The organism is Acidovorax sp. 69, from assembly GCF_002797445.1.
Classification (GTDB): Bacteria; Pseudomonadota; Gammaproteobacteria; order Burkholderiales; family Burkholderiaceae_C; genus Acidovorax.
This window is the reverse complement of the sequence record NZ_PGEP01000001.1, coordinates 2866799-2879095: the sequence shown is the minus strand read 5'-3', so window position 1 is coordinate 2879095 and position 12297 is coordinate 2866799. Positions and strand designations below refer to the sequence as shown.

At 64.9% G+C, this 12297-nt stretch carries 10 protein-coding genes; 9 read left to right on the top strand and 1 reads right to left on the bottom strand.

All coding sequences use genetic code 11. From position 1 onward, the window contains the following. The first annotated feature begins 21 nt into the window (after positions 1 to 21). The 7 genes from CLU85_RS13140 (at position 22) to CLU85_RS13110 (ending at position 9354) form a co-directional block, all read left to right on the top strand. Positions 22 to 492 carry a cyclophilin-like fold protein gene (locus CLU85_RS13140; RefSeq protein ID WP_100410647.1) on the top strand — a complete coding sequence of 157 codons (471 nt, stop codon included), beginning with the start codon at positions 22 to 24 and terminating at the stop codon, positions 490 to 492. Positions 493 to 775: 283 nt separating this feature from the next. Next, a complete protein-coding gene (locus CLU85_RS13135) occupies positions 776 to 1771 on the top strand; it encodes an alpha/beta hydrolase (RefSeq protein WP_232727946.1) in 996 nt (331 codons plus the stop codon). A 48-nt stretch (positions 1772 to 1819) separates the two neighbouring features. Continuing rightward, the gene (locus CLU85_RS13130) at positions 1820 to 3016 is read left to right on the top strand and encodes an MFS transporter (RefSeq protein WP_232727820.1); all 1197 of its coding nucleotides are present in this window, start codon (positions 1820 to 1822) and stop codon (positions 3014 to 3016) included. Between the two features lie 250 nt (positions 3017 to 3266). After that, positions 3267 to 4406: a zinc-binding dehydrogenase gene (locus tag CLU85_RS13125; protein ID WP_100410645.1), complete on the top strand. Its 1140-nt coding sequence runs from the start codon at positions 3267 to 3269 to the stop codon at positions 4404 to 4406. 235 nt (positions 4407 to 4641) lie between these two features. Next, a complete protein-coding gene (locus CLU85_RS13120; protein WP_100410644.1) occupies positions 4642 to 5730 on the top strand; it encodes a DUF6817 domain-containing protein in 1089 nt (362 codons plus the stop codon). Between the two features lie 220 nt (positions 5731 to 5950). Beyond that, complete coding sequence (locus CLU85_RS13115) at positions 5951 to 6748, top strand: MetQ/NlpA family ABC transporter substrate-binding protein (RefSeq protein WP_100412538.1); 798 nt, start codon at positions 5951 to 5953, stop codon at positions 6746 to 6748. Positions 6749 to 7026: 278 nt separating this feature from the next. After that, positions 7027 to 9354, top strand: coding sequence for a bifunctional diguanylate cyclase/phosphodiesterase (locus CLU85_RS13110; RefSeq protein ID WP_100410643.1), 2328 nt, complete (start codon positions 7027 to 7029; stop codon positions 9352 to 9354). A gap of 128 nt (positions 9355 to 9482) precedes the next feature. On the opposite strand, the gene CLU85_RS13105 is transcribed toward CLU85_RS13110, so the two are convergent. Further along, a complete protein-coding gene (locus CLU85_RS13105; RefSeq protein ID WP_100410642.1) occupies positions 9483 to 10127 on the bottom strand; it encodes an FMN-dependent NADH-azoreductase in 645 nt (214 codons plus the stop codon). A gap of 144 nt (positions 10128 to 10271) precedes the next feature. Here CLU85_RS13105 and CLU85_RS13100 point away from each other — a divergent pair, with 144 nt between their 5' ends. After that, on the top strand, positions 10272 to 11219 hold the full coding sequence (locus CLU85_RS13100; protein WP_100410641.1) for a LysR family transcriptional regulator: 948 nt from the start codon (positions 10272 to 10274) through the stop codon (positions 11217 to 11219). A gap of 196 nt (positions 11220 to 11415) precedes the next feature. After that, the gene (locus CLU85_RS13095) at positions 11416 to 12285 is read left to right on the top strand and encodes an HDOD domain-containing protein (protein WP_100412537.1); all 870 of its coding nucleotides are present in this window, start codon (positions 11416 to 11418) and stop codon (positions 12283 to 12285) included. Positions 12286 to 12297: the final 12 nt, after the last annotated feature.

The window sequence follows — 12297 nt, the reverse complement described above, 5'->3', positions numbered from 1 at the left end:
AGGCGCGCAAACTTCTTTCCCATGACCTTGCGCAATCGTCTTCCTCTCTGGCAAAGCCGCTGGCTGGCGGGCTTTGCCGCCGCAGGGGTCGTGGCAGCCAGCATGGTGCCCATGCCCGTTCTTGCACAAACCAATCCCATGAAAATCCGCCTCCAGCTTGACGATGCCGTGGCCACGGCCACTTTGGAAGACTCTGTGGCTGCCCGCGATTTCGCAGCCCTGCTTCCGTTGACCGTGACGCTCAAGGACTACGCAAAGATCGAACGCATCACGGACCTGCCGCGCAAGCTGTCCATCGCGCAGGCATCCATGGGCATGACCCCCGTCACGGGCGATATCGCTTACTACGCGCCGTGGGGCAATCTGGCGATCTATCTGAGCGGCACCGTATCGGACCGCGGCCTGGTGCGCCTGGGCAGGGTGGACAGCGGCCTGTCGGCCTTGCAGCGGCCCGGGCCGTTCACCGTGCGCATCGAACGCGCCAGCGATTGAGCGGCCGCAAGGCAGTAAGAGGGTGGAGGCGGCAGGTCTGCTGCCCGGCTTCGTCCTGCGATGGCCCTGATCGGGCGCATTGCCCTGACCCCCACATTTCCCATCTCCAGGAACATCGACCATGGAAAACACCGTGAACGCATCCCACATATTTCACCCTGTCGGCGCCGAACTTGGCACCGCGGAGCCGTCCTTCCAACGCACCTCGGACCGGCGCGACTTCCTCATCCGTGCGGGCTTCGGTGCGGCGGCCCTCGGCGGGGTGTCTGCGGGCGGTAACGCCATGGCAGCGGGGCCGCAAGCGGTGCCCGGCAAGGTCAGCGGTGCCAACAACTTCTACCAAAGCGACAAGGTGACAGTGCGCAAAGTGACCTTCAAGAACCAGTACCGCATGGCGGTGGCTGGCAACCTGTTTGTGCCCAAGAACCTGGACCGCAGCCACAAGCACCCGGCCATTCTGGTGGGCCACCCCATGGGGGCGGTCAAGGAGCAGAGCGCCAACCTGTATGCCACCAAGATGGCGGAGCAGGGCTTTGTCGCGCTGTCGCTCGACCTGCCTTTCTGGGGCGAGAGCGAGGGCCAGCCGCGCAATGCCGTGGCACCCGATATCTATGCCGAGGCTTTCAGCGCAGCGGTGGATTTTTTGGGCACGCAGGCCATGGTGGACCGCGCGCGCATTGGGGCCATTGGCGTGTGCGGCAGCGGCAGCTTTGTCATCAGCGCCGCCAAGATCGACCCGCGCATGAAGGCCATCGCCACCGTCAGCATGTACGACATGGGTGCTGCCAACCGCGACGCGCTGAACCACTCGCAGACTGTGGTGCAGCGCAAGCAGATCATTGCCGCAGCTGCCGAGCAGCGCTATGCAGAGTTCACCGGCGGTGCGACGCAATACACCGGTGGCACGGTGCACCAGCTGGCTGCAGACACGCACCCCATTCAGCGCGAGTTCTATGACTTCTACCGCACCCCGCGTGGAGAGGTCACGCCCAAGGGCGGCTCCCCCAAAACCACCACCCACCCCACGTTGACAAGCAACGTCAAGTTCATGAACTTCTACCCGTTCAATGACATCGAGACCATTTCTCCGCGCCCCCTGCTGTTCATCACCGGCGACCAGGCGCACTCCAAGGAGTTCAGCGAAGACGCGTACCAACGTGCGGCCGAACCGAAGGCGCTGCACATCGTGCCCGGTGCGGGCCATGTGGACCTGTACGACCGCGTGAACCTGATCCCGTGGGACACGCTGACGGCGTTCTTCAACAAGCACCTGGCCTAGGCGATGGCGACACAGATTTGCGACGCGGCACCCTGCCAAGTTTGCGGCATGCTCGGAACAGAAGCACAACCTGCGCGTTGGGGCGGCGTGTTTGCGATGACGTTGTGTGTGTTTGCGCTGATCGCCTCGGAGTTCATGCCGGTCAGCCTGCTCACACCCATGGCGGTCGACCTGGGCGTCAGCGAAGGCTGGGCCGGGCAGGGCATTGCGGTGTCGGGCGCTTTTGCCGTGCTCACCAGCCTGCGCATTGCTGCCCTGGCCGGCAAGATGGACCGCAAGACCCTGTTGCTGGGGCTCACGGTGCTGATGTGCGTGTCTGGCGCGGTCATTGCGTTGGCGCCGAACTACGCGGTGTACATGGCGGGGCGCGCGCTCATCGGGGTGGTGGTGGGGGGCTTCTGGTCGATGTCGGCAGCCACTGCCATGCGGCTGGTGCCTGCGCAGCAGGTGCCACGGGCGCTGGCCATCTTCAATGGCGGCAACGCGCTGGCTACCGTGGTGGCGGCGCCGCTGGGCAGCTATCTGGGGGCTGCAATCGGTTGGCGCGGGGCCTTTTGGTGCCTGGTGCCAGTGGCGGTGGTGGCCTTTGTCTGGCAATGGGTGAGCTTGCCGGCGATGCCTGCCGAGCGCCAGTCCGCTGGCGAGTCTGGCCGGGTGTTCGGGCTGCTGCGGCGCCGGGCCATCGCCCTGGGCATGTGGGGCGTGGGCAGCTTTTTCATGGGCCAGTTTGTGCTGTTTACCTACTTGCGGCCTTTTTTGGAAACCGTGGCGCATGTGGGTGGGTTTACTTTGTCGTTCATCTTGCTGGTGATCGGGGTGGCGGGCTTTGTGGGCACTGCGCTCGTCAGCGTGGCGCTGGACAAGGGCTTTTACCGGACCCTTTTCATGGCGCCCGTGCTGATGGCGTTCATTGCCATCGCGCTGATCTTTGTCGGTGACCAGTTGACCGTTGTCACTGCCTTGCTGGGCGTGTGGGGCCTGGTAGCTACCGCCGCGCCCGTGGGCTGGTGGACCTGGGTTGCCCGGTCCATGCCGGATGCACCCGAAGCCGGGGGCGGCCTCATGGTGGCGGTGGTGCAGTTGGCCATTGGCCTGGGCGCCACGGTGGGCGGCCTGCTGTTTGACAGCAGCGGCTACCAGACCACCTTTGCCGTGAGCGCCATCTTGCTGCTGGGGGCGGCGCTGCTGGTCTTTCTCACCTGGCGTGCTGGCTTGGCCCATGGCCATGCCGTCACAGGTGTTTGAAAAAAAGGCGGGCTGCCATGCCCTGCAAATGGGCCGTGAGCCGCTGTCATGTTGTGTGGGGGCATACCGCGCGCGGCGGCAACCTGCTTGCACGGTGGGGCGAAAACGTGGGGGACAGTAAAGCCAGGCCGTCTGATCAAAAATGGTGGTTGATGGCAGAGAGGTGCTGGCCCGCTGGGCCCAGTGCCTCCCACCTCACCCTTCGCCAAATGCACGGACCCGGTCCAACGTCACCCACCACGAGTCACCCATGAACCCATCTATACCCGCTACCGCGCTCCAACTGCGCTCACTGGTGCAGGCCGACGGCACCTTGCAGATCAGCCTCGAATCCATTCCCGTTCCCACCCCGGGGCCCGACGAGGTGCTGATCCAGGTGCAGGCCACACCCATCAACCCGTCGGACATCGGCCTGCTGCTGGGTCCTGCCGATTTGTCGACCGTCCAGGTCTCTGGCAGCCCAGACCGGCCCGTCGCCACGGCCCGGATTCCTGAGCGTGCCATGCCCAGCATGGCCGCGCGCATCGGGCAGAGCATGCCCGTGGGCAATGAGGGGGCCGGGCTGGTAGTGGCAGCGGGTGCCTCTGCCGCCGCGCAGGCGCTGCTGGGCCGCACGGTCGCGGTGATTGGCGGCGCCATGTATGCGCAGTACCGCGCCATGCCCGCTGCGCAGTGCCTGGTGCTGCCGTCCGGCACCACGGCGGCCGAAGGCGCTTCGTGTTTTGTCAACCCGCTGACGGCGCTTGGCATGGTCGAGACCATGAAGCGCGAGGGCCACACCGCACTGGTGCACACCGCCGCCGCCAGCAACCTGGGCCAGATGCTCAACAAGGTGTGCCAAAAGGACGGCATTGGCCTCGTCAACATCGTGCGCAAACCCGAACAGGCCGCGTTGCTGCGGGGAATTGGCGCCCAGTACGTGTGCGACAGCAGCGCCCCCACCTTCATGGCCGAGCTGACCGACGCGCTGGCCGCCACGGGCGCCACCATTGCGTTCGACGCCACGGGCGGCGGCACGCTGGCCGGGCAGATCCTGCAGTGCATGGAGGCTGCCATCAACCGCACGGCCAAGGAGTACAGCCGTTACGGCTCGGCCGTGCACAAGCAGGTGTACCTGTATGGCCACCTGGACACCCGCCCCACCGAGATCCAGCGCACCTTTGGCATGGCCTGGGGCGTGGGGGGCTGGTTGCTGTTCCCGTTCCTGAACAAGATCGGTGACGCTGCGGCCCAAGCGCTGCGCGAGCGCGTGGCCGCTGAACTGAAGACCACGTTTGCCAGCCATTACGCACGCACGGTGTCGTTGGCCGGTGCGCTCAGCGCGGATGCCATCGCGTTCTATGGCCCACGCAACACCGGGGCGAAAGTGCTGATCGATCCGTCGATGTGAGCGGCTGCTGCGGGGCTGCGATCACGTTGCGCCCCTGAGCACCTGCGCCTTCCGTCACGGGCGTGATGGAAGGTGTGCTTTTATTTTGATAGCTGCCAGGGCAATACGCACCTGCGCTACCGCACGATTTCATTCAAAAGTACCGGCCCATGCCCATCACGCGCTGGCGTGGGCTGCGCCGATACTGTGTGTACATTGCATTCCTTGCCCCTACCAACGCCGGAGACAAAACACCATGACCCTGCCGCTTCACCCCCTGGACGCTGACCTGTTCGCTCGCGCGCAACCGCTGCTGGACGACGAGTGGCTGGCCCGCGACCCCGAACTGGCCCCGGTGTTGCCCACCGTGCTGGCGCGCAATGTGGGGCAGGACTGGCACAAGGCAGGCACGTTCCGGCACCACCTGGTGGGGGTGACGCGCACCCTGACCGTGTGGCAGCAGCCGCGCGATGTGCGCCTGCTGGGGCTGTTGCACAGCGTGTACGGCAATGCGTTTGTGGACCTGGTGAAGTTCGACCCGGCCAAGGAGCGTGCCCGGGTGCGTGACCTGGTGGGCGAGTCGGCCGAGCATCTGGTGTATCTGTTCTGCACCCAGTCACGCACGCAGTTTGTGCAGAAGGTGCTGGCCCATGCGCTGGAGGCCGATGGCAGCCTGGTACTGCAAAAAGACGGCAAGGACCATGTGCTCACGCCGTATGAGGTGGCCACTTTCATCATTGTGAGCATGGCCGACACCATTGAGCAGTGGTTCAGCTGGCAGGACGACATCTTCTCGCGCTTTCCCGAGGTGCAGCACCGCAATCAGAAGGCCCACTGGGCGGCATCGCTGTGGCCCGGGCCCATGCGGCCCACCGGGCGCATGGTGCACCAGATCAATGGGCTGGCCAAGGCGCTGCAGCACCCGGGTCTGAAGGATGTGTTGCCCATGCCGCCCGTGTTTGCGCACTGCTCGCAGTACCTGTCAGCGGCCAACGAGGCAGCGGCTGCGTCGCTCTACTGGTCGGTGATCCAGCAAGACCAGCCCCTGGTGGATTTGGATGTGGCCACCGGTGTGCTGGAAAGCGCCGTGCGCCACAACCCCTGGGTGGGCGAGCCGCAGATGGTGCTGGCCCAGTTGTACCTGTCGGCGGGCCGCAAAGATGACGCCAAGGCGGCTGCCGAAAGCGCACTGCACCTGTTCAGCGCCTGGGGAAATTCATGGGACAAGCGCGTGCAGTGGGACGCCTGGGTGGCCTGGACGCGCATTTTGCTGCAGGGCGCCACGGTGGAGGGCACCTGGCCGGAGCGGCTGGACAAGCTGAACAACGTGGCGCTGAGGGGCTGACCCCTTGCCCCCTTGACCCCGTGAGGCGCTGTGCGCCTTCTCCGGAGGGGGCAACAAGCCCCCCGCGTGGTGGGGCGGACCCCACACGGGGCCGAGCAGATAGGAGGCCTTTGCAGGCCTTCTTATTCGAATTGGTTGTAAGAACATGAAAACCTATTCGTTTGTGTTTTATCGGGGAAACCCTAGGATGTGAACCATCTCATATCCAAAGGTGCTTTTCGTGAACAAACGCTCGTTGCTGCAAACCACTCTTGCCCTGGCCCTCGCCGCTGGTTTTTCGACCGGTGCCATGGCGCAAGACAAACCCATCAAGGTGGGCGTGACCGGTGGTCCTCACGCGCAGATTTTTGAAGTGGTCAAGAAGGTCGCCGAGAAAGACGGCCTGAAGATCCAGGTGGTTGAATTCAGCGACTACGTGCAGCCCAATGCCGCGCTGTCGGCGGGTGACCTCGATGCCAACAGCTACCAGCACAAGCCGTACCTGGATGCCCAGGTCAAGGACCGTGGCTACAAACTGGTGTCCGTGGGCTACACCGTCAACTTCCCCATTGGCCTGTACTCCAAGAAGGTCAAGAAGCTGGAAGACCTGAAGGAAGGCGCCAAGTTTGGCATCCCCAACGACCCCACCAACGGCGGCCGTGTGTTGCTGGTGCTGCAGGACAAGGGCCTGATCAAGTTGCGTGACGGCGCCGACCTCAAGGCCACGCCGCTCGATGTGGTGAGCAATCCCAAGAAGATCAAGTTTGTAGAACTGGATGCGGCCCAGCTGCCCCGTTCGCTGGATGATCTGGATGCCTCGGCGATCAACACCAACTTTGCGCTGTCGGCCGGCCTGAACCCTGGCAAGGACGCGATTGCACAAGAAAACGCCAAGAGCCCCTATGTCAACCTGATCGCCGTGCGCGAAGCCGACAAGGACAAGCCCTGGGTGGCCAAGCTGGTCAAGGCCTACCACTCGGAAGAAGTGCGCAAGTTCATCCAGACCGAGTTCAAGGGTTCGGTGTTGCCAGGCTTTTGAGGTGGCCGCGCGCTGTGGCGCGCTGTATGAAATTTAAATAAAAAGGCACCTGGCGCTTGCCAATCAAGCGCCAGGTGCTATTTTATTTGTAGCGCATGTTGGCAGCGTTTGTCGGGAGCATGGGATGGAGCGGCGGGGCTGCCGGGGCGCTGCGGGCCTGTATGCCCCGACAGGTTGTGCCCCGGTGGGGCCCGTGGGGATTTGTCAGGCCAGGATCGCGGCCACAATGGAGAGGTTAACGCCCTGTAACACCGTTACCCCGAAACTTTCCTTCGCCCATGCCCCTAGCGGAACAAACCCTCACAGCGGTCTGGATGGGCGCAGCCACGCTGTTGTTTGCTGCGTCGCTGTGGGTGCCAGATGCCGCAGTGAAGGTGTTCCTCGACAACGCCTCCTGGACGCTGGCCTTTGGCCTGTCGGCCTTCTGGGCCTGGCGGGGCCGGGCGCAGGTGCCGCCGGCCGAGCGCTTGTTGCACACGGGGCTGTGGGCGGGCACTTTGCTGGTGGCTGCAGGGCAACTGGTGTGGAACCTGCAGGTGGCGCTGGACTGGAACCCTTTCCCGGCACCGGCGGATCTGTTCTTTGTGAGTGTGGGGCCGCTGTGGGCGGCCACCGTGATCCGTGCCACCTTCGCGCGCCTGTCCAAGGACCGTGTCTATCCCGCTGCGCTGGATTTCGGGGGCGCGGTGCTGGCGCTGGTGGCTTTTACCCTGGTGGTTTACCTGCCCTCGGGCGAGGTGGACTCGCTGGCAGTGGGCACTGTGCTGCTGCTGTATCCGGCGGGCTATCTGACGGCGGCAGGGGTGACGGCGCTGGCCATTCCCACGGTGGGGGTGCGTGTCACGCGTTCGCACCTGCTGGTGTTGGTGGGCATGCTGGGCTACGGCCTGAGCTGGATGCAATGGAACCTGATGCTGCTGGGTGGCTCGGTGCAGCCAGGCATCTGGTTCAACGCCAGCTTCAGCGTGGCCGCGCTGACCCTGGGCTGGGGGGCGCGGTGGCTGCGCTTTGAGGTGTCGGCCGACCCCGGCTACCGGCGCCGGTGCGACCAGGCCATGAACTATGTGCCCCTGGTGGCGATGGCGCTGGCGTCGGTCACGCTGGTGCTGTTGTTCATCGCTCCCAATGGGGGGCACAACGGGTTGCAGGTGCTCATCCTGGTGTGTTGCCTGCTGGTGCTGTTGCTGGCGGCGCTGCGCCAGACCATTGTGGTGGGCCTGCTCAACCGCTTGCGCACGGCTGAAGCTGCGGTGCTGCGCAACGAGGAACAGCTCTACCACGTGGCGCATTTCGATGCGCTCACGGGGCTGCCCAATCGCCGCTATTTCGAGGATGCGTTGGAGCGCGCCGTGGCCGAGGCCGCGCGCTACACGCAGGCGTCTGACCGCCGCGTGGCCCTGCTGCTCATCGACCTGGACCACTTCAAGAGCGTGAACGAAACCTATGGTCACCGGGTTGGCGATGCGCTGCTGAGCGAGGTGGCGCAGCGCATTCACCAGTTGCTGGAGGGGCAGGGGCTGGTGTCGCGGCTGGCCAATGACCAGTTCACGGTGATGCTGCAACGCCCGGCATCGCGCACGGTGCTGGCACAGCTGGCGACCGTGTTGCTGGAGGGGCTTGCGCGGCCCTGGGAGCTGTCGGAGGTGGGCGTGCAGTACATGGGCGCGAGCATTGGCATCAGCCTGTTCCCCGACGATGCGGGCACCAGCGTGGAGCTGGTGCAGCACGCGCATTCGGCGCTGCATGCCACCAAGAGTGGGGGGCGGGGCTCGTACCGTTTTTACATCGAGGAGTTCACGCAGATCACCCGCAGCCGGCTGGAGCTGCGCCGCCGCATGCACAGCGCGCTGCAGGGTGGTGAGTTTTCGCTGGTGTACCAACCGCAGCTCAACCACCTGCGCCAGACGGTGGGGGCCGAGGCCTTGCTGCGCTGGTCGGTGGATGGCAAACCGGTGTCCCCCGATGAGTTCATTCCGCTGGCCGAAGAGAGTGGGCTCATCGTGCCCATTGGCCTGTGGGTTTTCGAGACGGCCTGCCGCCAGGTGGCGCAATGGCGGGCGCAGGGCTGGCAGGTGCCCGTGGTGTCGGTCAACGTCTCCACCATCCAGCTGCGCGAACCCGGCTTCACCGAGAGCCTGCTGGGCATGGCCCGCAGCACCGGGGTGGAGCCTGCGAGCCTGGTGCTGGAGATCACGGAATCGCAGTTGCTGGACGAGTCCCTCTATGCCATTGCGCTGGACCTCAAGAACGCGGGTTTTGTTTTATCGATCGATGATTTTGGCACCGGCCATTCATCGCTCATCAAGCTCAAACGGCTGCCCGTGAGCGAGCTGAAGATCGACAAGGTGTTTGTGCGCGACATCGTGGCGGATGTGAACGACCGAGAGATCTGCGCCACCGTCAACGCCCTGGCCCGGACGCTGGGGCTGGAGGTGGTGGCCGAGGGGGTCGAGACCGAGGAGCAACTGCAGCTTTTGATCAAGATGGGCTGCGAGCGCTTTCAGGGCTGGCTGTTTGCCCCCGCCCTGGCGCCGGAGCAACTGGCCCAGCAATGGCTGCATCGCGTGGAGCGGCTGCAGTCCACAGAGGGTTTTGCCGGTTCGTAGTTCAAAAATGATAGCTTCTGGTGCTTATTGAATAAGCGCTTGAGGCTATTTTTATGGATAATGCACCCAACCCGGCACGGGGCCGGGTTTGAGGAAAACTCCGCAGGGCTTGCGCCCCGTGGCGCAATTTACGCAGCCTGCGACACGCGGGCCTGGTTGGCGGCTTCGCTGGTGCTGGCGGTGATTTCACGCTCGGCCGAGGCCAGTGCGGCCGCCTTGGCGTCCGGGCCCATGGCCACGCCTTCGGCACGCACAAAGCGCACGTCGGTGATGCCGAAGAAGCCGAACACCACCTTCAGATAGCTCTCCTGGTGCTCCATGGACTGGCCGCCTTCGCTGGTCGAGTACACGCCGCCACGGGTGGACGCCACGATCACTGTCTTGCCACCGGCCAGGCCAACGGGGCCCTTGTCGGTGTACTTGAAGGTGCGGCCCGTTTGGGCGATGCGGTCGATCCAGGCCTTGAGCTGGCTGGGGATGGAGAAGTTGTACAGGGGTGCGCCGATCACGATCACGTCGGCCGCCAGGAACTGGCTCACCAGCGCTTCAGACAGTGCGTTTTCATTGCGTTCCACCTCGGTGGCAGCGGCCTGTCCGGTGCGAAAGCCCAGCGATTCCACCGACAGGTGCGAAGGGGCCTGTGCGGCCAGGTCCAGGTAGTCGACTTGGGTACCGGGGTGGCTGGCTTGCCAGGACGCCACGGTGCGGGCGGTCAGTTGGCGGGACACGGATTGTTCACCGGTGATGGCAGAGTCGATGTGAAGCAGTTGCATGGAAAACTCCTGGGGGTCTGTGGGTGGAGCCACAGCGTGTGGCCATGGAATCAATTGTGGTTGTTCATCCAATTGTTGATAAGGTGGGGAACTTGCGATAGATTGTTCTATCCATAGAACGATTGAAGTGTTACGGACCCGTCCATGCAAGACCTCAACGACATGCTGTATTTCGCCGAAGTGGTGGAGCGGGGCGGCTTTGCCGCTGCGGGCCGCGCCCTCGGCATCCCCAAATCGCGCCTGTCCCGGCGGGTGTCTGACCTGGAAACGCAGCTGGGCGTGCGCCTGCTGCAGCGCACCACCCGCAAGCTCTCGCTGACCGAGGTGGGCGAGGCGTATTTGCGCCACTGCCAGGCCATGCGCGAATCGGCCCAGGCGGCGGCCGACACGGTGGCCCAGGTGCAGACCACACCGCGCGGCACCATCCGCGTGAGCTGCCCGGTGACGCTGGCGCAGACCGTGGTGGCCGAGCTGATGCCCCGGTTTCTGGCCCAGTACCCCGAAGTGCGCATCGACATGCTGGTGAGCAACCGCGCGGTGAATCTGGTGGAGGAGGGCATCGACGTGGCGCTGCGCGTGCGCCCTTCGGTGGACGACAGCGGCAGCATGGTCGTCAAGCGACTGGACCACACCACGCAGATCCTGGTCGCCAGCCCCGAGCTGCTGATCCGCCAGGGCACCCCCAAGACGCTGGACGACCTGGCCAAGCTCGACAGCATCGCCATGTCCGCCCCCGATGGCCGATCAACCTGGAACCTGATCGGCCCGGGCGGCGTGCACCAGGTGGTGCAGCACACGCCGCGCTACGTGGCCGACGACCTGCTCACGCTCAAATACGCCGCCGTGGCCGGCACCGGCGTGTGCTGGATGCCCGACTACATGTGCCAGGACGAGATGCGCGAGCGCAAGCTGGTGCGCGTGTTGCCCGACTGGGCGCCAGCGCCCGCCATCGTGCATGCGGTGTTTCCGTCGCGTCGGGGGCTGTCTCCCGCCGTACGGCGGTTTCTGGATTACCTGGGTGAGGCCATGCCCGGGCGCAGCAGCCTGAGTACGCGCCAGGCGCTGCAAGGGGTGGATGGGGCGAATATCTGACGGTATGGGGGAAGCACGGCCCCCAAGCGCTCGCTGGGCGCAGACTGAGCGCTGATTCAGCAGGCTGTGGCAAAGACCACATGCCGCCTGGGCTGCATCGGCACAGCACTTTTTGGCGCCACAATGCAACGAATTGCAACTGTTCGGGCTGCCCCCGTCCGTGTGTTCTGCGCACGCGGCGGCCCGAGGATTTTTCGTGACCGCTCCACACCCCATCGATCAAGACATCCGGCAAGCCCGCGTACACCCTGCGGTGCGCGCGATCGTGATTCCTCCGTGCCCCGAATCGTTGCTGCGCCTGCAGAAGATCGTGGCGGAACCGGAGCTGGACTCCGTGGCGCTGGACCAACTGGCATCGTCGGACGTGGCCCTGGCCGCCGCCGTGATGCGGCTGGCCAACAGCCCGCTGTATGGCCTGGCCCAGCCGGTGCAGACGGTGGGCATGGCGCTCACGGTGCTGGGGCTGCAGCCTGCGGTGGAGCTGCTGTCGGCCTTCATCACCCGCAATGCCTTGCAGGTGCGCTCGCCGCTGCTGGAGCATTTCTGGGAAAGCTCCCAGCGCCGCGCCATTGCCTGCGAACACATTGGCCACCAGCTCTACAGCTTTGATCCGGGCCTGGGCTACAGCTTCGGGCTGTTTTGCCATGTGGGCATGCCCGTGCTGGTGAAGGCCGTGCGCGGCTACGCAGGCACGGTGACCGAGGCCCTGGCCCGCAAGGACCGCACCTTCACCCAGACCGAAAACGCCAGCCACCGCACCGATCACGCCGTGATGGGCGCCATCGTGGCGCGCACCTGGCACCTGCCGGGCGATGTGGCCCAGGCCATCTGGCTGCACCACGACTTTACGTGCCTGAACGACGAGCGTTTCGTGCCCACCGTGCGCCACCTGGTGGCCCTGGGCCTGCTGGCCGAGTTTTTGGTCAACCAGCACGAGGGCCTGGCGCCCACGCGCGAATGGCTGTTGCATGGCGAGGCCTGCATGGCGCACCTGCATGTGACGCAGGACGAGCTGGACCACTGGATCGACGAACTGCATCCGGCGTTTGAAGCGGTGCGGTTTTGAGGCGGGTCGGCG